The organism is Desulfonatronovibrio hydrogenovorans DSM 9292, from assembly GCF_000686525.1.
GTDB classification, from domain to species: Bacteria; Desulfobacterota; Desulfovibrionia; order Desulfovibrionales; family Desulfonatronovibrionaceae; genus Desulfonatronovibrio; species Desulfonatronovibrio hydrogenovorans.
Window position 1 is genome coordinate 135,378 of the sequence record NZ_JMKT01000012.1, and the last position, 20,859, is coordinate 156,236.

At 53.2% G+C, this 20,859-nt stretch carries 23 protein-coding genes; 7 read left to right on the plus strand and 16 right to left on the minus strand.

The genetic code is table 11. The features are described 5' to 3' along the window. Positions 1 to 184: 184 nt before the first annotated feature. The 3 genes from P771_RS0111350 to P771_RS0111360 all read left to right on the plus strand — a co-directional run bounded on the left by P771_RS0111350 (position 185) and on the right by P771_RS0111360 (position 3,540). Positions 185 to 1,453: an RsmB/NOP family class I SAM-dependent RNA methyltransferase gene (locus P771_RS0111350; protein WP_028575230.1), complete on the plus strand. Its 1,269-nt coding sequence runs from the start codon at positions 185 to 187 to the stop codon at positions 1,451 to 1,453. A gap of 63 nt (positions 1,454 to 1,516) precedes the next feature. Then, positions 1,517 to 2,299 carry a class I fructose-bisphosphate aldolase gene (locus P771_RS0111355; protein WP_028575231.1) on the plus strand — a complete coding sequence of 261 codons (783 nt, stop codon included), beginning with the start codon at positions 1,517 to 1,519 and terminating at the stop codon, positions 2,297 to 2,299. 5 nt (positions 2,300 to 2,304) lie between these two features. Further along, positions 2,305 to 3,540 carry a molybdopterin molybdotransferase MoeA gene (locus tag P771_RS0111360; RefSeq protein WP_028575232.1) on the plus strand — a complete coding sequence of 412 codons (1,236 nt, stop codon included), beginning with the start codon at positions 2,305 to 2,307 and terminating at the stop codon, positions 3,538 to 3,540. 71 nt (positions 3,541 to 3,611) lie between these two features. Here the strand turns inward: P771_RS0111360 and P771_RS0111365 are convergent, their stop codons facing one another. The 5 genes from P771_RS0111365 to P771_RS0111385 all read right to left on the minus strand — a co-directional run bounded on the left by P771_RS0111365 (position 3,612) and on the right by P771_RS0111385 (position 8,942). Continuing rightward, positions 3,612 to 4,349, minus strand: coding sequence for a class I SAM-dependent methyltransferase (locus tag P771_RS0111365; protein WP_028575233.1), 738 nt, complete (start codon positions 4,347 to 4,349; stop codon positions 3,612 to 3,614). A gap of 2 nt (positions 4,350 to 4,351) precedes the next feature. Next, the gene (ilvD, locus tag P771_RS0111370) at positions 4,352 to 6,019 is read right to left on the minus strand and encodes a dihydroxy-acid dehydratase (protein ID WP_028575234.1); all 1,668 of its coding nucleotides are present in this window, start codon (positions 6,017 to 6,019) and stop codon (positions 4,352 to 4,354) included. Between the two features lie 109 nt (positions 6,020 to 6,128). Further along, positions 6,129 to 7,187, minus strand: coding sequence for a tRNA (adenosine(37)-N6)-threonylcarbamoyltransferase complex transferase subunit TsaD (gene tsaD / locus P771_RS0111375; protein ID WP_028575235.1), 1,059 nt, complete (start codon positions 7,185 to 7,187; stop codon positions 6,129 to 6,131). Next, a complete protein-coding gene (fbp, locus tag P771_RS0111380) occupies positions 7,187 to 8,191 on the minus strand; it encodes a class 1 fructose-bisphosphatase (RefSeq protein WP_028575236.1) in 1,005 nt (334 codons plus the stop codon). The genes tsaD and fbp overlap by 1 nt, the downstream gene beginning before the upstream one ends. Before the next feature lie 10 nt (positions 8,192 to 8,201). After that, positions 8,202 to 8,942 (minus strand): hypothetical protein, encoded by a 741-nt coding sequence (locus tag P771_RS0111385; protein WP_028575237.1) that lies wholly within the window; start codon positions 8,940 to 8,942, stop codon positions 8,202 to 8,204. Positions 8,943 to 9,294: 352 nt separating this feature from the next. Here P771_RS0111385 and P771_RS0111395 point away from each other — a divergent pair, with 352 nt between their 5' ends. Together P771_RS0111395 and P771_RS0111400 are read left to right on the plus strand one after the other, a co-directional pair. Then, a complete protein-coding gene (locus P771_RS0111395) occupies positions 9,295 to 9,765 on the plus strand; it encodes a hypothetical protein (protein WP_028575238.1) in 471 nt (156 codons plus the stop codon). Beyond that, positions 9,762 to 10,001: a hypothetical protein gene (locus P771_RS0111400; protein WP_028575239.1), complete on the plus strand. Its 240-nt coding sequence runs from the start codon at positions 9,762 to 9,764 to the stop codon at positions 9,999 to 10,001. The genes P771_RS0111395 and P771_RS0111400 overlap by 4 nt, the downstream gene beginning before the upstream one ends. 102 nt (positions 10,002 to 10,103) lie before the next feature. Here P771_RS0111400 and P771_RS0111405 read toward each other — a convergent pair whose 3' ends face one another. The 11 genes from P771_RS0111405 to P771_RS0111455 all read right to left on the minus strand — a co-directional run bounded on the left by P771_RS0111405 (position 10,104) and on the right by P771_RS0111455 (position 18,136). Then, the gene (locus tag P771_RS0111405) at positions 10,104 to 11,123 is read right to left on the minus strand and encodes a tetratricopeptide repeat protein (protein WP_028575240.1); all 1,020 of its coding nucleotides are present in this window, start codon (positions 11,121 to 11,123) and stop codon (positions 10,104 to 10,106) included. A 38-nt stretch (positions 11,124 to 11,161) separates the two neighbouring features. Continuing rightward, positions 11,162 to 11,446: an FtsB family cell division protein gene (locus P771_RS0111410; RefSeq protein WP_028575241.1), complete on the minus strand. Its 285-nt coding sequence runs from the start codon at positions 11,444 to 11,446 to the stop codon at positions 11,162 to 11,164. 37 nt (positions 11,447 to 11,483) lie between these two features. Further along, positions 11,484 to 11,753 (minus strand): hypothetical protein, encoded by a 270-nt coding sequence (locus P771_RS0111415; protein ID WP_028575242.1) that lies wholly within the window; start codon positions 11,751 to 11,753, stop codon positions 11,484 to 11,486. Continuing rightward, positions 11,743 to 12,219 (minus strand): hypothetical protein, encoded by a 477-nt coding sequence (locus P771_RS0111420; protein WP_028575243.1) that lies wholly within the window; start codon positions 12,217 to 12,219, stop codon positions 11,743 to 11,745. Before P771_RS0111420 ends, P771_RS0111415 begins: the two co-directional genes overlap by 11 nt. A 42-nt stretch (positions 12,220 to 12,261) precedes the next feature. Continuing rightward, on the minus strand, positions 12,262 to 13,431 hold the full coding sequence (locus tag P771_RS0111425) for a type IV pilus twitching motility protein PilT (protein ID WP_244147324.1): 1,170 nt from the start codon (positions 13,429 to 13,431) through the stop codon (positions 12,262 to 12,264). 8 nt (positions 13,432 to 13,439) lie between these two features. Then, a complete protein-coding gene (locus P771_RS0111430) occupies positions 13,440 to 14,522 on the minus strand; it encodes a type IV pilus twitching motility protein PilT (RefSeq protein WP_028575245.1) in 1,083 nt (360 codons plus the stop codon). A 35-nt stretch (positions 14,523 to 14,557) separates the two neighbouring features. Then, complete coding sequence (gene pgsA / locus P771_RS0111435; RefSeq protein ID WP_028575246.1) at positions 14,558 to 15,100, minus strand: CDP-diacylglycerol--glycerol-3-phosphate 3-phosphatidyltransferase; 543 nt, start codon at positions 15,098 to 15,100, stop codon at positions 14,558 to 14,560. A 3-nt stretch (positions 15,101 to 15,103) separates the two neighbouring features. After that, positions 15,104 to 15,688: a lytic transglycosylase domain-containing protein gene (locus tag P771_RS0111440; protein WP_028575247.1), complete on the minus strand. Its 585-nt coding sequence runs from the start codon at positions 15,686 to 15,688 to the stop codon at positions 15,104 to 15,106. Positions 15,689 to 15,752: 64 nt separating this feature from the next. After that, on the minus strand, positions 15,753 to 16,361 hold the full coding sequence (locus P771_RS17385) for a molybdenum cofactor guanylyltransferase (RefSeq protein WP_035244395.1): 609 nt from the start codon (positions 16,359 to 16,361) through the stop codon (positions 15,753 to 15,755). A gap of 15 nt (positions 16,362 to 16,376) precedes the next feature. Beyond that, positions 16,377 to 17,264: a formate dehydrogenase accessory protein FdhE gene (locus P771_RS0111450; protein ID WP_028575248.1), complete on the minus strand. Its 888-nt coding sequence runs from the start codon at positions 17,262 to 17,264 to the stop codon at positions 16,377 to 16,379. A gap of 98 nt (positions 17,265 to 17,362) precedes the next feature. Continuing rightward, positions 17,363 to 18,136, minus strand: coding sequence for a prepilin peptidase (locus P771_RS0111455; protein ID WP_028575249.1), 774 nt, complete (start codon positions 18,134 to 18,136; stop codon positions 17,363 to 17,365). Positions 18,137 to 18,441: 305 nt separating this feature from the next. Between P771_RS0111455 and P771_RS0111460 the strand changes: the two genes are divergently transcribed. Both P771_RS0111460 and P771_RS17390 read left to right on the plus strand, forming a co-directional pair. Next, entirely contained in the window at positions 18,442 to 19,707 is a 1,266-nt protein-coding gene (locus P771_RS0111460) for a phenylacetate--CoA ligase family protein (RefSeq protein ID WP_028575250.1), read from the plus strand. Beyond that, the gene (locus P771_RS17390) at positions 19,704 to 20,828 is read left to right on the plus strand and encodes a ChaN family lipoprotein (RefSeq protein WP_051617292.1); all 1,125 of its coding nucleotides are present in this window, start codon (positions 19,704 to 19,706) and stop codon (positions 20,826 to 20,828) included. The genes P771_RS0111460 and P771_RS17390 overlap by 4 nt, the downstream gene beginning before the upstream one ends. Positions 20,829 to 20,859 lie beyond the last annotated feature (31 nt).

Below are 20,859 nucleotides of genomic sequence, written 5' to 3' on the forward strand. Positions count from 1 at the left end.
TTTCAAGGTCAAGACCATGTTTGTCAACATAATTATCCATGGTATCAATTATTTCTTTACTAGGCAAAACATTTTGGGCAAACAAAACCACTGGGCAGCCATCTGATGGCGGATCAAGATGTCTGGAACTGCAGGCGGCCCGACTTCCAGCGATAACCGGAAATTACACCGGGACCTTATAAAGATGATGGAACAAACCATTCCAAGCAGTGTAACCCGTTTTTTCAGGCTGAACTGTTCCCAGCAGGACCAGGAACTGGTCCTGTCCCTGGTTCAGGAGGAAGGGTTCGAGTTTCAAGGGATTCCAGGGCGCCAGGACATAAAGACTCTCAAGACCAGCCCTTTTTCCATGGGCAACAGCCTGGCCAACTATTTCGGATATATTTATATCCAGGATATTTCATCCATGCTGCCGGTGATGCTCCTGGCTCCGGATGCTGGTTCCACTGTGCTGGATCTCTGTGCCAGCCCCGGGAGCAAAACCAGCCAGCTGGCAAACCTTGTCGGCCCTGGAGGCCTGATTGTGGCCAATGAACCCAATCCGTCCAGGCTGGCCACTTTACGGTCCAATCTCAGGCGGCTCAACCTGGTGAATGTGATTACTTCAGGCTATCAGGGTCAGGACTTTCCTTGCAGCAAAGCAAGTTTTGACTATATTCTTCTGGATGCCCCGTGCAGCGGGTGGGGCACGGTTCTGAAGAATCCAAGGGTGCTGGACATCTGGACCCAGGACAGGCTGGGGGCATTAAAGGCTCTTCAGAAGTCCCTTATAACGTCTGCCTCCCGGCTTCTGGCTCCGGGCGGAAGACTGGTCTACTCAACCTGCACCACCAATGAGCAGGAAAATGAAGAACAGGTTCTCCTGGCGCTGGATGACCTGCCCCTGAAGGCGGTGGACCAGGAGGTCCCGTTTTCAGGTTCAGCCCTGGGACTGGAGGTCCAGAGGACCGGTCCGGGCATGATCAGGGTCAGGGGAAGCCGGACCGGGGGACAGGATTTTTTTATGGCCCTTCTTACTTCGGACAGAAGTTCCGGATCCTGTTCAGACCAGGTCCCCCAGCAGGCCCTGTCCCGGCAGCCGGTTGCTTTTGATCTGGATATGCGGCACCCTGGCTCTGGAAATTTTTACGATTTTTCAGGCAATGTCTATTTTGTCCCGGACCGGGCCTGGTCTTTTATCAAGGCCGGCTTGAAGGTGCAGGGCACCCACGTGGGCAGGAAAAAGGGCAAGGGTTATGCCCTGTCTCCCAGAATGAGGATATTTCTCCCCTCAGATGGGATAAAAACCGGTTTCTGTACTTCTGACCCCGGTCTGGTAAGAAGGCTGATCAACGGGCAGAGCCAGGCTGTGTCCGGCTCTGTTCAGGGTGGCCTTCAGGGATTTTACTGGAACGGGCTGGGGCTTGGATGGCTGAAGATTAAAGGACGCCGGCTGCTGTGGTCGGACAGATGACCTGGCCTGTCAGCCGGACACAAGGCAGTGGGCAAATCATTATAACCAACAGGCAGGTATGATATGATGGGATTTAAACGCAGGCTGGGCCGTTTTTTTGACCACCAGTGCAACAGGACCATGATTCTGCCCATGGATCACGGGGTCAGTGACGGCCTGGTTGCTGGACTTGACGATATGCCCGGGCTGATAAGACAGCTTGCAGAGACCAGGGTCCGGGGTGTTGTTCTGCACAAGGGCATGGCCTTGGAGCTTGGCGGACTGTTGAGGCCGGACCAGAACCTGGTGGTCCATCTGTCAGCCGGAACCAAACACGGTCTTCCTTCCTACGGCAAGACCCTGGTCTGTTCCATCCAGGAGGCCCTGCGTCTGGGAGCGGATGCTGTGTCAGTGCATATCAATATAGGCAATGATCTTGAGGACCGGATGCTTTCAGATCTGGGTATGGTAGTGGATGAGGCCCACCAGCTTGGATTGCCGGTTATGGCCATGATTTATGCCAGGGGCGGTCAGATAATCAATGAGCTTGATCCGCATCTCATAGCCCATTGTCTGCGCCTGGGAGCCGAGGTAGGGGCAGACCTGGTCAAGGTTCCCTTCAGTCCTGAGCAGAAGATCTTTTCCAGGGCCCTGAAGTCCTGCCCTGTTCCGGTAGTAGTGGCTGGAGGTCCAAAACAGGATGACTTCCAGGGATTTCTGGCCATGATCAGGTCTGCCATGGACTGCGGAGCTGCAGGAATTAGTATTGGCAGAAATATATTTCAGCATCCCAGGCCCATGGAAGCCCTGGATCAACTCTGGAATACCATTTCAGGACAGGGATGTAATGAAGCTGGGACCGGGTGATCAGTATGCAGGATTTTTTTGATGCCTTAAAGCTGGGTGAATTTTTTTCCATCATCCGCCAGACTCCTCTTCTTGAGTCCCAAAGGGTGGATCTTGAACTGGCCGGATCAAGGCTGGCGGCTGAGGATGTTTATTCACCTGAAGATCTGCCCGGAAGCCACAGATCGGCCATGGACGGATACGCTGTTCTGGCCAGGGACACCTTCGGGGCTGGCGAGTCCAATCCGGTCTACCTGGAAAAAATTGTTGACCTGGCCATTGAGGATGTCCCTGAAATCGAGCTGGAGTCCGGGCAATGTGTTGGGATCGTCACTGGCGGGACCCTTCCCCCAGGGGCTGACAGCGTAGTCATGGTGGAGCATGTCCATGAAATGGGCCAGGGTACAGTTGAAATCAGGAGACCTGTGGCACCCTGGGAAAATGTCATGCTCAAGGGGGAGGACGTTGGTAAAGGGGAACTGATCCTCAGACAGGGGCAGGTCATAACCGGGCCAAGGACCGGGCTGCTGGCTGCTTTGGGGATTGGAAGGGTTCAGGTTTATAAAAGACCTGAGGTGGGAATAATTTCCACTGGCGATGAGCTGGTGGAGATAAACCAGGATCCTGGCCCTGGCCGGATAAGGGATGTAAACACCCATGCCCTGGTCCAGATGGTCAGGGAGGCTGGTTGTCCGGCCCGGACATACGGCATAGTGCCTGATGCCAGGGACTCCCTGGCTAAAGTTCTGGCCAGGGCCATGGAGGATAATGATATTGTCCTTGTTTCCGGAGGAAGTTCGGTCGGCAACAGGGACTTCACCATCAAGGCCATGTCCGACTTGGACGGAATTGAGATCCTGGCCCACGGCCTGGCCCTGAGTCCGGGAAAACCCACCATATTCGGCCGGTTGAACAGCAAATGTATCTGGGGATTGCCCGGCCAGGTCACCTCTGCCCAGGTGGTCATGCTGGTCCTGGTGCTTCCTTTTCTCAGGCATCTTCAGGGAGATCCGGATCCATTTACTTGGGATGAAAAATTCATGATCCGGGCAGCCCTGTCCAGGAATCTGGCCTCTAAATACGGACGGGCTGATTATGTCCGGGTCAAGCTGGAAAGCAGAGAGCAGGGGGTGATAGCAGTCCCTGTAACCGGCAAGTCAGGTCTTCTGAAGACCATGCTTGGGGCTGACGGGTTGATCAGGATACCTGAAAACTGCGAAGGACTGTCCCAGGGCGACCAGGTCATGGTCAGGCTGATATGATCTTGCGTTTCAGCAGTACTTCCAGGGGTGTCTGGAGGGGATAGGGCCGCAGAGTCGAGTCCTCACCAGTTTTAACTGGCTCCGGCCTCTTTCTTCACGGCCATCAGTGGGGTCTTCAAAGGGGTCCTTTCAATCAGGTCCACGCGCATGCCGGAAAAAGCCCCTATCCCGGCAGGGAGGAAGAGCCTGTTGACCATCTTCAGAGGCCAGGGGCAGGTCCAGGTGGACTCAGGCCCGGGAAGGACCGATCTTGCGGATATCACCCTGGGTCCCAGCACATCAAAGAGCAGTTTTTTTACTTCCTTGACTGAAAACAGCCTGGCCTGTTTAAAAAACCCTGTATTGTTGCGGGTGGTCATTTTTTTGCCCAGACAATACAGGGATTTTTTGTTGAGAAAGCAGAGCAGGATGCCCTTTTTGGTCACCCTGGCCGCTTCTCTGATGACCTTTTCCGGTTCATGACAAAACTCCAGCAAGGTGATGATGGCGGAAAAATCAAACTCATTGTCATCAAAAGGCAGGTGCTGGGCCTTACCCAGGTGGAGGTCCGCCCGGTTGCCCATCTTCTCCCTGGCCCTGGCCAGCATTCCAGGGGAGGCATCAATACCATAGACATCAAAACCTGACTCCCAGAACAGCTCCAGAAAGGCTCCGGTACCGCAGCCTATGTCCAGAAGACTCTGCTTGCGCCTGGGCCAGGATGAAACCAGATGCTGAACAAGTCTTTTTTCCTGTTCCAGGGCGAATTTTCCTGGATGGGTGGAAAACCAGGCATCGTACTCCTGAGCGTGTTTTTCCCAGTGAAACATGGCTATGATCTGTAGGCTGCCCCGTTGGCGGCAGATCCGGCCTGCCGGCTGTACCGCCGCAAAAAGGGTGAGTCGATCTTCTGATCACGGGGCTTGAACTCTTTTTTTCTCTTTTCTATTTCATCGTCAGGAACATTAAGGTTCAGGTCGCCCTTAAAGATGTCGATATTGATCTCATCACCCTCCCTGACCAGGGCGATCATTCCTCCTTCAGCAGCCTCAGGGGAAACATGCCCGATGGCCGCGCCCCTGGTCCCTCCGCTGAACCGGCCGTCAGTGATGAGAGCAACATGCCTGTCCAGGCCCATGCCGGCAATGGCCGAGGTGGGAGTGAGCATCTCCCTCATGCCAGGTCCCCCTTTTGGGCCTTCATTGCGGATGACAATTACGTCTCCCTTGTTGATCTGACCGGACAGGATGGCCTGCACAGCGTCTTCCTCGTTTTCAAACACCCTGGCCGGACCGGACCGGACCATCATTTCCGGGGCCACGGCCGATTGTTTGACCACAGCACCCTGGGGAGCAAGGTTGCCCTTGAGGATGGCTATGCCACCCTCCCTGCTGTAAGGGTCATTAATAGGCCTGATGACCTGATAGTCTTTGACCCCGGCCTTGAGCTGCTCCAGGTTTTCACCCCAGGACCGGCCAGTGACTGTTACAGCGTTTAGGTCAAAGATTTCTTCTTTGGCCAGTTCGGACACTATGGCTGGAATGCCGCCGGCCCTGTGCAGGTCCTGGAGGTGGTGGGTCCCGGCAGGAGAGAGTCTGCACAGGTTCGGGGTTTTCTTGCTCATGACGTCGAATATGTCCAGGTTCAGGTCCAGACCAGCCTCGGCAAAAATGGCCGGAAGATGGAGGACAGTATTGGTGGAACAGCCCAGGGCCATATCCACGGCCACAGCATTGGCAACACTTTTGGGATTAATGATGTCCCTGGGTTTGATGTCTTTTTTTACCAGATCCATGACCCGCATACCTGCAGTTTTGGCCAGACGGATCCTGGCACTGGTTACAGCCGGGATGGTTCCGTTTCCAGGCAGAGCCAGGCCAATGGCTTCAGAAAGGCAGTTCATGGAATTTGCAGTGAACATGCCTGAACATGATCCGCATCCCGGACAGGCGTTTTCTTCCAGCTCAGCCAGGTCTTCAGGGTCCATCTGTCCGCTTCTGACCTTTCCCACGGCTTCGAAAACCGATATCAGGTCCACCTTTTCCCCTCTGAATTCACCGGCAAGCATGGGCCCGCCGCTGATGACCAGGGCCGGCACGTTGATCCTGAGCATGGCCATGAGCATTCCCGGGACTACCTTGTCGCAGTTGGGTATTAATACCAGGCCGTCAAAGGGGTGAGCTGTAGCCATGATTTCAATGGAGTCAGCAATGAGTTCCCGGCTGGGCAGGCTGAAGCGCATCCCCTGGTGATTCATGGCCAGACCGTCACAGACTCCAATGGTTGAAAACTCCAGAGGTGTTCCACCGGCCATTCTTACTCCGGCCTTGACTGCAGCTGATATCTTATCAAGATTTATGTGCCCGGGCACAATTTCATTGGCTGAATTGACCACCCCGATCAGGGGCCTGTTAATTTCTTCGCGGGTCAAGCCCAGAGCGTGCATAAGAGATCGGTGGGGAGATTTTTCCAGTCCCTTGGTCATTTTGTGGCTTCGCATGTGAACCTCTTTTTTTATTGTATTATGAATCCAATTATTTTTCACAGGCCCGGGTTTTGACCCGGACAATGGACAGCTGGCATGGATCGGCCCGGGCAAAGCAGGCTTTTCAGTTCACCCGGTGGTAGTCCATGGGAATCTTCCTGCCCCTGGGGATGGCCTCAAGGTCCAGGGGATGAAAATATCCGTTTCTGATCAGTAAACTTCCATGCCAGGCCACCATGGCTGCATTGTCAGTGCAGAGGGACAGGCTGGGCATGACCATTTCAAGGCCCTGTTCCCGGACCAGGTCAGTCAGGGTCTTTCTGATCATGGTATTGGCCGCCACCCCCCCGGCCAGAACAACGCTCTGGACCTTGTACCTGGCCAGGGCCCTGGCCAGCTTGACCTTTAGAGCCCCGGCCACTGCCCAGTTAAAGGATGCACAGACCGTGGCCAGTTCAGGAGGCGGGATAAAGTCCTGGTCCACCATTTCCGGGTCGGCCAGCACCAGGCGGGGATTGTCCCGTACATGGTAGACCACGGCTGTCTTGATGCCGCTGAAGCTGAAGTCCAGGTTGGTATTGTCCAGATAGGGGCGGGGAAACATCTTCTGATCAGGCTCGGCAAATCCGGCGAACCGGTCAATATGGGCTCCTCCGGGATAGGGGATATTCAGGGTCTTGGCTGCCTTGTCAAAGGCCTCACCAGCTGCATCGTCCAGTGTTTTGCCCAACAGCTGGAAATCCAGGGGAGAATTGATGAGGTAGATACTGGTATGTCCTCCGGACACCAGAAGGCCCAGGGCTGGAAACTTTATCTTCCCTTCCAGGCCCGGGGCCATGAGGTGGGCATGAAGATGATTCACTCCCACCAGGGGGATGTCCAGGGCCAGACAGAGACCTTTGGCAAAACCCAGTCCCACCAGAAGGCACCCCAGCAGTCCAGGCCCCCTGGTTACGGCAATGGCCTGGATCTCTTGAGGGTCGGTCCTGGTCCGGTCCAGAAGCTCATTATAAAGCACGCCCACTCTGTTCAGATGTTCTCTGGAAGCCATTTCCGGCACAACTCCGCCGAAAACTGAATGGATATCCACCTGGGAAAAGGTGACCTGATCCACAAGGATGTTGTCCCGGACCAGGGCCAGGGAAGTTTCATCGCAGGATGTTTCAATTCCAAGACAAAGCATCAGTCGCCACCGTAAATTTCCCTGACCTTCTGGACATCATTTTTGGAGCCGATAAACAGGGGTACCCTCTGGTGCAGCTCATGGGGCTCGATGTCCAGGATCCGGTTTTTCCCGTCTATGGCCAGACCTCCGGCCTGCTCCACAATAAAGGCCAGAGGATTGGCCTCGCATAAAAGCCTCAACTTGCCGGAAGCAAGCCTGGGATCTCTGGTGTCTCTGGGATAGAGAAATATACCACCGTAAAAAAGATTGCGGTGAAAATCAGAAACCAGGGATCCGATATAGCGCATGGAATAGGGTTTTTTTCTCTGATTGGCCGGGGACTTGAAATAGGATACAATCTCCCTGGTGGGCTTGTCCCAGTAGTCCCAGTAACCTTCATTAACTGAATATATTTTGCCCTGTTCCGGAATTTTTATGTCCGGATGGGACAGCAGGAATTCACCCACGCTGGGATCAAGGGTGAATCCGTGGACCCCGTCACCTGTCGAGTAGACCATCATGGTGGATGTTCCGTACAAAAAGTATCCCGCAGCCACCTGCTCCGAGCCTTTCTGGAGTACTTCGTCCAGAGTGACCGGGCCGTTTTCTCCGGTTCGGCGCAGAATGGAAAAGATGGTCCCGATACTGACGTTGACATCAATGTTGGATGATCCGTCCAGGGGATCAAAAATAAGGATATAGTCCCCTTGTTTGAGGTTGTCCGGAATTTCAATGAGGTCGGCATTTTCTTCTGAAGACATGGCGCAGAGCAGTCCGGACCTCTGGAGTCTGTGGATCAGGACGCTGTTGGCGAATTCGTCCAGTTTTTTGACCTTTTCCCCCTGGATATTGGTTTCGCCGGTGAAGCCCAGAACATTGACCAGCCCGGCCTTGTTCACCTCTCTGGAGATTATTTTGGCCGCCAGGATAAGTTCGTTCAACAGCCTGGTAAAGCGGCCTGTAGCCATGGGGCTGGCCTTTTGATGGATCAGCAGTTGTTCCGTGACTGTAACCTGGGGCATTGAAACCTCCTTATCTGTCTTGGGTAAGATAAATCAGCCAGTCTTCACCCACTGCCCGGGCAAACCAGAAAAAGCTGTCCGGGCCAAGCTTGACCTTGCCACTGACCCTCCTGGAAACCATTTGGTCCCAGTCTATTTCTTCCAGATACGGGGTCACATCCTGATACTTTCCTGTCCAGACCACTTCCTGATCACTGATCAGGATGATTTCATCAGGATCTGTACTGTGGGAAATGAATGTCCTGGGATCAAAATTAACCACTATCATGCCGGTAAGATTGAAATCTTCATAAACCGAGCTGACCAGCAGGATTTCACTGCCCAGGGGCGAGTGTTCAATGGCCAGCATGACTCTGCCCTGGCCCAGGGATGTGGCCTGGGGAAAGATTGGTTCATAACTGAGTTGTTTGATTCCGGTTTCAGGGTACATGGACAGAATCTGCCCGTCTTTATCCATGACGGTAATCCCGTTGAGCCAGGGAAATTCAGTCATGATCCTCTGGGACCACTCCACTGGAGGGTATGAGTCCCGGACGGACAGTGAGCGCAGAATCCTGCTCAGTCTGGTGTCCATGGGATAGATATTGGCGGCCAGACTGCGTTCCAGAGAATTGATGTCTGATCTGTCCATCCTGATTTCATATTCAGTGTTCCTGCCGTCCACCACCCTGTCCTTAAAGGCGGTGATGTTCTGACATCCAGTGATAAGTATGGTGATGAGAATAAGAAAAACAAGATTGTTCAAGGGCATTTTTCCTCCATGGTCCGGTCTGAAGCTGATGTGCGGGATGATTCTGCGACCTTGCCGGGTCTGGCAAAACAATAGTTTTTTACAGAGGGCATGTCTCAGTGTTTGATATTATTTCTTTTTTTCTATAAATAAATGTGTCCAAGGAAGCAATGTTAAAGTTCATCTTCCTGCACATCAGCCCGGAGCAGACAGCAGTCCTTGTGGACTCATGACTTTTCCGGACTTGCCTTGTTCGACCTGCTGGATTTATGGGGGTTGAATCTGGATGCTGGAACCGGAGTCCTGGCCTTGTTTTTCCTGGACAGGGATGCCTCCAAAAACACCCGGAAAAAGGACCGGAAAGGATTTTTGCATGGATTCTATGAGTCTGCTGGGGTACCTGCTGATCTTTCTGCTCATATCCGTGGGAAACGCCCTGGCATATACCCGTCTTAAGGAGTGGAAGGCCCGCAGGGATAAGGAGCTGGATCAGAAACTGGCAGACACCGAAGAAAAGTATAAGGAACTTATGGTCCAGGTCAAGGAAGCCCGGGCAGGCGAAGCCAGGCTCAGGGGCGAACTGGCTGAGCTGAAAAAAACCGTGGCCAGAAGTGAGTCCAGGAAAAAAGAAAGCTCTTCATCCAAACAGACAGACTTTAAAAACCCTGTCCAGCTTCTGGAAGAAAAAGGGGTACTGACCCGGGAAAAAGTGGCCAAGGCTCGTAATTATGTTGAAAGGAGCGATAATCCCGGACTGACTCTTGAGGACGCCCTGGTTCTGCTGGGGCTTGTCAGCTGTGAGCAACTAAAAAAAGCCAGGCAGGAATCCGGAGGACAGAGATGAATCTTCTTTTGTGGGCAGCCCTGCTGATCATTTTGTCTTTCTGGGTTCTCGGATACGTGTATGTGAAGCTTTGCGGGGACATTGCGGCCAAGGAACACAAGGTCTCCATGACCAGGACCAAGCTTAAGCACCAGATTGCAGGTCTGGAACGGGAGAAAGCCAAGCTTGACGAGAAGATTCAGGAACTCATCCAGGAAATGGATGAAACACGGAACAAGCTGGAGGACACAGCCTGAGGATCAGGGATATTTCTGAATTCGCCAGGATCCGGCCCCCTGCTGAACAGCGGGCCCAAGACGTTGTTGGTTTCTGGACACTTGCTGCGGTTGACTCTATCTTCAGCCGGATCTGGCTTCCAGCCTGTCAGCCAGCGTGTTCAGGAAACTGATGGAATCTTGTTTACGGTCGATATTATCCTGATCCTGCTGGGTGTTCGAGTCAGAGATGGTTTCAGGTTCATCCGGGCTTTTTTCTTCCAGGGCGGACCTGGTCTTGGCCATGACTTCCTCAAGTTCTTTTCTTTCCGCACCAGGCAGTGATTTTCTCCACAGCTCCTCATAGATTTCCAGGGCCTTGGCATATTCTTCCTGGCTGAACAGAATATCGGCCATGGATCTGGTCCTGGCCTCACCGTCAATGTCAAAATCATTGAGTTCTTCAGGTTCTTCGAATTCCTCCGGGCCTTGATCCTCTGGAGCAGATTCTTCCAGGACCAGGTCTGATCCCTTGTCTGCCTGATCCCTGCCCGGGGCTTGGACCTTTTTTCCCTGTTCTGTCTGAACTGATCCTGGACCCTGGTGAGGGCTGTCCCAGGGCTGTTCAGCCCCGGCCTGAAATTCCCGGGACTCTGATGGATCTGACTGGTTTTGGGGGCCCGGGTCATTATCCAGGGTTTTTATCGGGAGTTCATCAGTTGCTGACCGCGATTCATCCTGGTCGCGGGCCGGTCCGGATTGAAGCTGGTCCATCCCGGATTGCAGAACATCAACCCAGGCAAGGGGCTTGCCGGAACCTGCAAAGACAAAAAAATCCGCAGCCAGGGCCAGATCCTTTTGTCCATTCCGGGACAGGGACCTGGACACACACTGCCAGAAGTCCTTGTTTTCCTTAAGCAGGTCAAAAATATCCCTGCAGATATCCCAGGCCTGCTCTTCCTTGCCCTTTCTTTTCAGGATGGTGGCCAGCAGCAGCCTGGCTTCAAAATGTTCCGGATGTCTTTCCAGGCCGCTCTCCAGAACTCTCCGGGCATTTTCCAGGTCATTATTGTCATGGTACAGGCGGGCCAGGGGGAAAAAAAGTTTTGACCCGGGCTCCAGTTCCAGTACCTGCCGGTAAAAGGCTATCTTGTCTTCACTCATGTTCAGCTCCGGTATGCTTTGCCCACGGTCCACCCGGATCAGGGGGTCTGGTCCTGGGAAAAAAAGTAGATCACTTCGTTTTCTTTAACATAGCGCATTTCCCTGCGGATCGCTTCCAGGATATATTCCTCATCATTTCTAAGGGCCATGATCTCCCGGCTCAGTCTTTTGTTCTCTTCCACCAGCTTCTGATTTTCCCTTTCCAGTTCTTCATGGACAGCTCTTATTTCCTGAAGGTGAAACAGTCCGCTGTCAGTCCAGAACAGACTATGGACCATGAAGGCGTTGAGCAGGAGCAGAAGAACAATGGCAAATCTGAGCATGATTTAAGATCCTGGTCCGGCTGCTTAACAGTCCGGACTACTGGAGGCTCCGGTCATCTTTGCCCCGGAGAGAGGACAGGGGGAGCTCCAGTTCTTTGAGAAACAGGGTTGTTGCGTTCTCAATCCGGTCAACTTCGTCAGTGGACAATTCAAGCTGGGATACCTTGGAAATTATTTCTTTGAGGTGTTTGAATTCGCTGAGAAGCTCTGAGTGAATGGTCAGCTTGCTCAAAAGAGGTTCCAGCTCGACAATGGTCAACAGGCAGTTTTTGAGTCTTGCCTGGAGGATGTTGGATTCAGTTTCCATTTGTGGCCTCCCTGGCCAGTTTCCATGGCTGATAATATTCATCATACCCCGCAATGACCTGTTTGATCAAGTCCTGCATTCTGGGCATGTCTTTTTTGTTCAGATAGTAATTCACGCCCAGGACAAAGGCCATTTGCTGATGCAGGCTGGCAGACCGGTCTCCCAGGGCTATGAGATTGACATCCCTCCTGTCCCGGCCGGACCATCGGCCTGTCTCCTGAAAGACCGGTCTGAACCGGGCCTGATCTTCAATGACCACTACCTGGTACCGATTGAGCCTGAGTCTCTGAACAGCCACCTGGACATTGCTGCTGCCTGTGACCAGGTAGCCGGCCTGCTCAAACAGGTCCTGGAAGGACTGGAAAAGGACCTGGTCCTCCAGGCATAAAAAAGAGACCTTTGAACCCGGCGGGTAATAATCCGGTTCAACCTCAGGGCTTACGGGCTGGTCGTGGTCATGTTTCATGGCTAACCTTTTCTGTGGCACCAAGATCGGTCTGACCCGGGCTCAGACCTTACGTCCGTAGTCAGCATCCAGTTCAAGCCCGCTGATATCGGTGACCTTTTCCCCGCGCAGGGTTTTTATCCGGTCAACCATCTGCTTGAGACTGGATTTGTCAGAGGCGTTGAGCATGGCCATTTCTTCGGTGATGACTTCATCCTGATAAAGCTTTAGCAGGCTCTGGTCAAATGTGGTCATTTGGAAGGCCTGGCCCTGAGATATGATGTTGTAAAAAGTTTTGTCCCCGGTTTCTCCATTGATGATCAGGTCCTTGATCCGGAGGTTGTTGCGCATGATTTCAAAGGCAGCCACCATGCCCTGGCCGATCCTGGGCATCAGCCTCTGGGAAACAACGTATTTCAGGCTTTCCGAGAGTCTGGCCCGGATCAGCCTCTCTTCGCTCAGTTCAAACATGCCAATGATCCTGTTTACAGTCTGGCCGGCATCGCTGGTATGCAGGGTGCCCAGGACCAGGTGGCCGGTTTCAGCGGCTTCCAGAGCAATGGTGATGGTTTCCCTGTCCCGGATTTCGCCTACCAGGATGACCTTGGGGGCCTGGCGCAGGGCAGCCCTGAGCCCGGAGGCGAAGGTGTTGAAATCAATCCCCATCTCCCTCTGGTTGATGACGGATTTCTTGTGGCTGTGCCTGAATTCAACTGGATCTTCAAGGGTGACGATGTGTTTGGATTCAAGTTCGTTTATTTCATTGATAAGGGCGGCCAGGGAGGTGGATTTTCCTGTGCCCGTTCCTCCGGTGACCAGAATGAGCCCGTATTTTTCCCTGGCCATTTCATGAAAAACCTCAGGCAGCTTTAACTGGTCCAGGGTGGGTACTTCCATGGATAGCTTGCGCATGACAATGGCCAGAGAGCCTTTTTGGCCGAATATGTTCACCCGGAATCTGGCCTGACCGGGCAGCTCAAAGGACAGGTCGCAGGATCCGGTCAGGACCTGGTCCCGGTAAAGCCTCATGTTTGATCCCATCATGGACATGGCCGCAGCCTCCACCTGGAAGGGCAGAAGAGATCCCAGGGCCGGATCGGTCTGTACATCCACCAGGGTCCCGTGGACTTCGGCCTGGATGGGCTTGCCCACAGTCAGGATTATATCGGACAGATCCGGTTTGGCCGCGATTATCTGTCTGATCAGGTCATCCAGTTGAGAGCGCAACATCATCAAAACTCCTAAACCTCGGTGAAATCCTGGGGAGGTTCGGACAGGAAGTCCCGGAATTTGGCCTTGTTAACCGCCTTGTTATAAGCATCCTCAGGATCGATGATCCTCTGCTTGAGGAACTGGAGAATGGCGTCGTCCAGAGGCTGCATACCGTACTTCTTGCCGGTTTCAATTACTGAATTGATCTGGAAGTTTTTGTTCTCCCGGATCAGGTTGCGCACGGCCGGGGTGGCTATGAGCACTTCCAGGGCTGCTACCCGGCCTGGTTTGTCCGTCCGTTTGAACAGGGTCTGGGCGATGATGGCCCGCAGGGATTCAGACAGGCTGGATCTGATCTGACCCTGGGTCTCCCCGGGAAAAACCTCGATGATCCTGTCTATGGTCTTGGATGCGGATATGGTATGCAGAGTGCCAAATACCAGATGTCCGGTTTCAGCAGCCTCCAGGGCCAGCTCTATTGTTTCCAGATCCCTTAGCTCACCCACTAGGATTATGTCGGGATCTTCGCGCAGGGCTCCCCGCAGGGCGGCTTTAAAGCTTGCTGTATCCCGGCCCACTTCACGCTGGTTGATGAGGCAGTGCACAGGCTCGTGCACGAATTCTATAGGGTCTTCAATGGTCAGAATGTGGTCTTTGCGGGTCCTGTTGGCATAGTCGATGATGGCGGCCAGGGTGGTGGATTTTCCGCTTCCAGTGGGTCCGGTGACCAGGACCAGGCCTTTGGGGAGCATGGCCAGGCGTTTCATTATGGACGGAAGCCCCAGGTCGTCAATGCTCATGATTTTCTGGGGGATTTCCCTGAAAACTGCGGCTACACCACGTCTTTGCAGGAAAAAATTTACCCGGTACCTGGCCAGGTTGGGAACTTCATAGGAAAAATCCACATCCCCGGATTCTTCAAAGACCTTGACCTTGCTTTCCGGGGTGATCTCGTAGAGCATTTTTTTCAGTTCTTCGTGTTCCAGAGACTTGAACTTGATCCTCTGCAGGTCGCCGTGAAGCCTGATAATCGGCTGTGATCCAGTGGAAAGGTGGAGGTCCGACGCACCCAGTTCGTGCATCATTTTGAAAAAGGCGTCGATTTGGGCCACTCAAACCTCCTTGGTTTCTTTGGCTGGGGATCGGCTTAGTTTTCTCTGGCCTGGGAGTAAAATCTCCGCAAGTAGTTTACTCCTGAAAAAACAGCCAGGACCAGGGCGATGTGGATGAGTATCTGCCCCATGAGGTTGGGATCAAACCCCCACCATGGATAGTGAAGTATCAGAGGGCACAGGGCCACCACCTGAAAAATGGTCTTGAGCTTGCCGTAACTGTCAGCAGCAATGACGATATTCTGGTCGGCGGCTATGGCCCGCAGGCCGGTAACCGTAATTTCCCGGCCGATGATGACTATGGCTATCCAGGCCTGGAGCCATCCATTGGCCACCAGCATGATCATGACCGAAGTGATGAGCAGTTTGTCGGCCAGAGGATCAAGGAACTTTCCCATATTGGTGACCATATTGTACTTTCTGGCCACCATTCCGTCCACCAGGTCGGTCAGGGAGGCAGCAATAAACACGAGCATGGCCAGGGCTGAAGTGAGCTTACCCGGAAAATAGAGCAGCACAACGATAAGAGGGATGCTGGCAATGCGGGCAAAGGTCAGACTGTTGGGCAGATTAAACATGTCTTATTGGATTTGTTGATTGTTTTCAAATAATTCCAGAACCTTCCGAACATACTCCCGGGTCTCGGGAAAAGGAGGCACGCCCTGATAGCGTTCCACCCTGGAAGGACCGGCATTGTATGCGGCCAGGGCCAGGGGCAGGTCGTCAAACCTGTCCAGCAGGTATCTGAAATACCTGGTTCCGGCCTCGATGTTTGAACCCGGCACAAAGGGTTCGGTCAACCCCAGTTCCTTCTGGGTCTGGGGCATGATCTGCATCAGTCCCTGGGCTCCGACCGGGGATACGGCATTGGGGTCAAAGCCGGACTCAACCTGAATCATAGCCAGAATGAGTCCCGGGTCAACCGAATACCTTTCTCCGTAATGGTGAATGAGCTGGCTCAGGTTCTCAGAATGGATCTCTCTGGACCTGAATGTTTCAAACGGACGGTACATATCAGATGTGGGCAGATCCGTAAAATGAAAGGTTCCCCTGTCGTCCTGATAAAAATATATGGTCCCTGATCCTGCCTGGACCTGAGCTGGACCACCAGTCATTCCAAAGAGCATGAACAACCATGCCAGAACCTGAATCAATAAAGGTTTCATTGCCTGAAATCCTCAAAGCAGGGCCCTTAAAACGGGTTAGACATGTCCACTGGCAATCAGCAGGTTAATCGTCTGTTATGTTCAGTTTTTCAAGGTCATGGGGATAGTTGACATTGAAAAAGAACTCTCTTTGGTCGGCTCCGTAAGGGATGTGCCGACGCAGCTCCGGCGGGATTGCCTGACTCAGCTTGTAGCACCCCTGTTTTAAAGAGGCAAGGAGCAAGTCCCGGCATGAGGGCTCATATATGGACACCAGGGATTCGATATATCCGGTTTCTTTCTGAAGATATGTTGTCATGCACTTGCCAGGCCCCCTTGAGCTCCTCTCCAGCACCAGTCTGGCAATGATGTCCCTTTTCATCAAAGGCAGATCACAGGCCAGGACCAGACAGGGTTTGTCAAGGTTTTCAAGGGCAGTGATGATACCTCCCATGGGGCCGATGCCAGGGGTTTTATCAAGCATCCATTCCGCTTTCAGGCCGTGTAGTCCAGGATTCCGGCCCACCACAAAGGTCCTGGAGCAGAATTCCCCGGCCAGGTCCAGCATTTTCTGGAGAAGAGTCCTGCCCTGGACCAGGACCCTGGCCTTGTCCCGGCCCAGCCTGGTGCTCCTGCCTCCGGCCAGGACTACTCCGCAGAGATGGTTACGGTCTCTATCTTGATCTTGGGGCATGTCTTAAAAAATCTGCTAAAAGCCCCAGGCTGACAGGGTCGGGCGCATATAGCCCTGGTTCCGGGCCATGATGTCCAGGGGAAGGGATTCAAGGTCGTCCAGGACCGGCAGTTCCTTCCGGTCCATGTCCCTGAAGTCGCAGGTCTTGATGTACATCTTGCAGCTTTTGCAGACATCCACCCTGAATCCGGGATGCTCTTTGACTGTGAAGTACTCAAAGTTTTCGCTCTTGTTTTCGTGGCAGAAAGGGCAGATCATTCGTTTGAAGCGGTAGTCAGTGTGACAGAAACTGCAGTGCATGTGCCGGGATCCCTGTTTGCCCCTGAGTACCGAGATAAAGGGCAGGCTGCCGCAGACCGGACAGTGGCCAGAGGTCCAGGTCTGGTCTTTGGGGAGGGCCAGCGAGACATCCCGGGCGGTTCTGGCTATGGACGGAGTCATGGATGTCTGGACCAGAAAGTTCAGGGCCCTGGGTCCGGAGGGGGTTTTTTCTCCAAAGGTTCTGAAAAAAAGGTCATCACCTTTAAGGTGGTTCAGGAAAGCCGTTTTAATGAGATCTGGATCGGATGACACCTGGTCAGCGATGATCCTGGCAGCCTGACTAAGGTGGCTGGAAGAGTTTATGAGGTGATCCAGCAGAAAGTTGAACAGACTTTTGGAAGCCTCAAAGTCATATTCAAAAGATTCCCTGGCCAAAAGGGGTTTTCCTGAAGCCACCTGACTGACCGGGGTCAGGGATGTGCCCGGTTTCAGTGATGATTCCAGGCCCTCATAAGTCCTGAGCTGTTCCTGAAAAACCGTGCTGATCAGTTCAATGAGTTCCAGGGGGAGAATGTTTTGTCCCTGGAGGACTTTTTTTCTTTTTTCCATCAGGACCAGTGATTTGTCAGGGTTTTGATACATGTCTCTTTCCTTTGGCTTTTTGCAGGGTTTCTTTTTGGTGAGTGATAAATATAAAGCCCGGGAAAGGCAACATTAAATCCGCCGGGGAAACAGGGCTGTTAACCAAGATACCACATCCAGATGGTCTCTCCCCACAGGATATAGATGATTCCGCCCATTGCCAGAAATGGTCCAAAAGGGATTGGTGTCTGCAGGGCTTTGGAGTCTTTGGCCCTGCCCATGAAGAACAGGGAGGCTCCAAGTCCCAGGACGGCCGAGGAAAAGACCACTATGGGCAGGCCCTGCCAGCCGGTCAGGGCACCCAGCATGAGCATGAGCTTGATATCGCCGGTTCCCAGTCCCTCCTGTTTTTTGATGACCCGGTAGGACCACTGGATCAAAAGGAAAAGCCCGGCACCCAGCAGTCCCCCGGCCAGGGCGTCCTGCCAGGGGATGGGCAGGATAAATGATGCTCCAAAAGCCAGCAGGGCACCTGGGATGGTGATGATGTCCGGAAGGATGAAGCTCTCCAGGTCAATGAATGAGGCAATGGTCAGCAGGCCGAAAAAAAACAGGAAAATGAAAAAGTCCGGCCCAGGGCCGAAACGGATGGCCAGAAGCAGGGCCAGGATTCCGGAGATGGCCTCCACCAGGGGATATCTGAAGCTGATGGGGCTGGAACATGATCTGCATTTGCCCCTTAGGATAATGTAGCTGATAAGGGGGATGTTTTCCCGCCAGGACAGGGGGGTCCTGCATCCGGGACAATGGGAGCCGGGCCAGACAATGGATTCTCCAGTCAGGTAACGGTGGATGCAGACATTATAGAAGCTTCCCAGACAGAGGCCCAGGATCAGGGCAGCCAGATAAAAAAGGCTGAAGAATGTTTCCATGAGCTGGTCTTCCAGGGGGCTTTACTGTTTCAGGTTGAAAAAGCCTTTTTTCAGATTAAGGTTTTGAAAAAGGCATTTACTCAGGCAGGTTTAATGCGGACAGTCCTGGTTCCGCACTGGCCACGGATTTGATCAAACAGCAGCCTGCTCGGCCGGTGCTTCTGTGGTTATCTGGTATCAGGGCCTAAAGTCAATACATGTCAGGGCTGGGGAGGTGTTTATTTATGCTTGATTTTCATGTGAAAGCTGTTTAAAAATATAATTTTTATATATGGTGAAAGTATCCTGAAAGGAGGATTTACATAATGACCAGAAAGGACCGCACCGAGGGCATTCTGACCCGCAAGGAAGTTCTGGACCAGTCAGAAAGACAGAAGTTTTATCAGATACAGCTTAAAGATCTTTTGACATATGCCTACAGATATTCCGAGGACGTGAAAAAACGTTTTGACCGGGCCCAGTTCAATGTGGACAAGTTCAAGACCCTGAATGATCTGAAACACATCCCCATCTTAAAAAAGAAAGAGTTGATTTTTCTTCAGTCCATGGGCCCCAGGCTGGGAGGTCTACTGACCAAGGACCTGGGCGAGCTGCGGCGCATCTTTTTGTCTCCGGGTCCCATATTTGACCCAGAGGACAAGAGCGATGACTACTGGGGCTGGACCGAAGGTTTTTACGCAGCAGGCTACAGGACCGGGGACATTGTCCAGGTCACCTTTAACTATCACCTGACTCCGGCCGGGCTGATGTTTGAAGAACCCCTCAGGAACATAGGGTGTTCGGTTGTTCCGGCTGGTCCGGGCAATACCAACACCCAGCTGGAGATCATGCAGAAGCTCAGGGTGACCGGTTTTGTGGGCACTCCCAGCTATCTGATGCATCTGGCCCAGAAGGGTGAGGAAAAGGGTCTGAATCTGCGCAAGGATCTTTTTCTGGAAGTGGCCTTTGTAACCGGCGAGAAATTTTCCGAAAAAATGCGCTCCACCCTGGAAAAGAAGTTCGATTTGATCATGCGCCAGGGTTATGGAACGGCTGATGTGGGTTGTATCGGATACGAATGCTTCCATAAAAACGGACTGCACGTGGCCAACAGGGCCTTTGTGGAGATCTGCCATCCAGATACCGGGATATCCCTCAAAGAGGGGGAAGTTGGTGAAATCGTGGTCACCACCTTTAACAAGACCTATCCTTTGATCAGGCTGGCCACCGGTGATCTTTCCTATATTGATTATTCCCCCTGCTCCTGCGGACGGACCTCTCCTAGGCTTGGAAACATAGTCGGCAGAGTGGACACCACAGCCAGGATCAAGGGCATGTTTGTCTATCCCCACCAGGTGGAGCAGGTCATGAGCGGTTTTGAGGAGGTCAAGAGGTGGCAGATAGAGGTGACCAACCCCGGAGGCATTGATGAGATGATTCTTTATGTTGAGGCCTCCAGCTTCAAGCGGGAGTCAGAGCTTCTGCACTCCTTCAGGGAGAAGATCAAAATCAGGCCTGTACTCAAGGTCCTGGCTCCAGGCACTCTGCCTCCCCAGATCAGGCCCATTGAAGACAAGCGGACCTGGGAATGATCAAGGGACTGCTCCTGATTCTTACTGTCCTTGTTTTAACCGGCTGCGCACCCAAACACCCGGTAATGGTTCCTTTGGAAGAACCCTTGCCGGGTTCATTTTTTACGGATAAAAAAAAGATCCTTGAGGATGAAGATTTGGCAGCTGTCCTCAGGGCCAAGGATTTTATCCTGGTGGGGGAGTCCCACAACAATGCCTGCGACCACCTGGCCCAGTCCGGGCTGATCAAAACCCTGGCTGCTGCAGGTCACGAATTTGCAGTAGGCCTGGAAATGATCAGCGTGGAACGTCAGCATGTCCTGGACGAGTTCAATGCCCGCCGGACCGGGGTGGACCAGCTTCCTGAGAAGCTGGACTGGGCCGGTACCTGGGGCTATGATTTTGAGCTGTACAGGCCCATATTTGACCAGACCTTCCGCTACTCCATTCCTGTTTTTGCCCTAAACCTGCCTGGATCCATCACCAGGACCATAAGCCGGGAAGGCCTGGATGCCCTGTCCCTGGACGAAAAAAGTTTTCTGCCCTCCAGCATCATTGAGCCTCCAGAGGGTCAGATGGAAATGCTCAAGAAACAGTTCAGCCTGCACCAGGACATGATTCAGGCTGATGAGGCTGTTTTGCAGCGTTTTGTCACGGCCCAGTCGGTCTGGGACACCAAGATGGCTGAGGAAGCCGTCAGGATAAGAGAAGAGCTGGGCAGGCCTGTGCTGATCCTGGCCGGGACCGGTCATGTTAATCGCGGGTACGGGATTGAGCACCGGCTGGAACTGCTCAGCCCGGGAGCCAGAATTACCAGCTTTGTCCCGGCCAGGTCCTTGGAGGGGATGACCAAGGACAACCCGTTTTATTACTTCTGCCCTCCTGTCCAGGAGCGGATGCGGCTGGGAATTGTTGCCAGGGTTGAGGATGAAATGGTTATGGTCAGGGCGGTGATCAGGGAAAGCCTGGCTGATGAGGCCGGAATCCAGTCCGGAGACAGGATAGTCAGGGCCGGAGCACAGACAGTGACTTCCCTGGCTGACCTCCATGCTGCAGCTGTGGAGGCGGTAAGCAGCAATGGGGAGCTGGAGCTGGAGATACTCAGGGACCAGGAAACCGAGATTTTTCTTATTTCATTTTAGAGGGCTGCCGGGTGGGAATGTCCATCCGAGT

Coding starts and splice junctions, on each gene's coding strand:
- P771_RS0111350 (WP_028575230.1), top strand. CDS start 185: ATGATGGAACAAACCATTCCAAGCAGTGTAACCCGTTTTTTCAGGCTG.
- P771_RS0111355 (WP_028575231.1), top strand. CDS start 1,517: ATGATGGGATTTAAACGCAGGCTGGGCCGTTTTTTTGACCACCAGTGC.
- P771_RS0111360 (WP_028575232.1), top strand. CDS start 2,305: ATGCAGGATTTTTTTGATGCCTTAAAGCTGGGTGAATTTTTTTCCATC.
- P771_RS0111365 (WP_028575233.1), bottom strand. CDS start 4,349: ATGTTTCACTGGGAAAAACACGCTCAGGAGTACGATGCCTGGTTTTCC.
- ilvD (WP_028575234.1), bottom strand. CDS start 6,019: ATGCGAAGCCACAAAATGACCAAGGGACTGGAAAAATCTCCCCACCGA.
- tsaD (WP_028575235.1), bottom strand. CDS start 7,187: ATGCTTTGTCTTGGAATTGAAACATCCTGCGATGAAACTTCCCTGGCC.
- fbp (WP_028575236.1), bottom strand. CDS start 8,191: ATGCCCCAGGTTACAGTCACGGAACAACTGCTGATCCATCAAAAGGCC.
- P771_RS0111385 (WP_028575237.1), bottom strand. CDS start 8,942: ATGCCCTTGAACAATCTTGTTTTTCTTATTCTCATCACCATACTTATC.
- P771_RS0111395 (WP_028575238.1), top strand. CDS start 9,295: ATGGATTCTATGAGTCTGCTGGGGTACCTGCTGATCTTTCTGCTCATA.
- P771_RS0111400 (WP_028575239.1), top strand. CDS start 9,762: ATGAATCTTCTTTTGTGGGCAGCCCTGCTGATCATTTTGTCTTTCTGG.
- P771_RS0111405 (WP_028575240.1), bottom strand. CDS start 11,123: ATGAGTGAAGACAAGATAGCCTTTTACCGGCAGGTACTGGAACTGGAG.
- P771_RS0111410 (WP_028575241.1), bottom strand. CDS start 11,446: ATGCTCAGATTTGCCATTGTTCTTCTGCTCCTGCTCAACGCCTTCATG.
- P771_RS0111415 (WP_028575242.1), bottom strand. CDS start 11,753: ATGGAAACTGAATCCAACATCCTCCAGGCAAGACTCAAAAACTGCCTG.
- P771_RS0111420 (WP_028575243.1), bottom strand. CDS start 12,219: ATGAAACATGACCACGACCAGCCCGTAAGCCCTGAGGTTGAACCGGAT.
- P771_RS0111425 (WP_244147324.1), bottom strand. CDS start 13,431: ATGATGTTGCGCTCTCAACTGGATGACCTGATCAGACAGATAATCGCG.
- pgsA (WP_028575246.1), bottom strand. CDS start 15,100: ATGTTTAATCTGCCCAACAGTCTGACCTTTGCCCGCATTGCCAGCATC.
- P771_RS0111440 (WP_028575247.1), bottom strand. CDS start 15,688: ATGAAACCTTTATTGATTCAGGTTCTGGCATGGTTGTTCATGCTCTTT.
- P771_RS17385 (WP_035244395.1), bottom strand. CDS start 16,361: ATGCCCCAAGATCAAGATAGAGACCGTAACCATCTCTGCGGAGTAGTC.
- P771_RS0111450 (WP_028575248.1), bottom strand. CDS start 17,264: ATGTATCAAAACCCTGACAAATCACTGGTCCTGATGGAAAAAAGAAAA.
- P771_RS0111455 (WP_028575249.1), bottom strand. CDS start 18,136: ATGGAAACATTCTTCAGCCTTTTTTATCTGGCTGCCCTGATCCTGGGC.
- P771_RS0111460 (WP_028575250.1), top strand. CDS start 18,442: ATGACCAGAAAGGACCGCACCGAGGGCATTCTGACCCGCAAGGAAGTT.
- P771_RS17390 (WP_051617292.1), top strand. CDS start 19,704: ATGATCAAGGGACTGCTCCTGATTCTTACTGTCCTTGTTTTAACCGGC.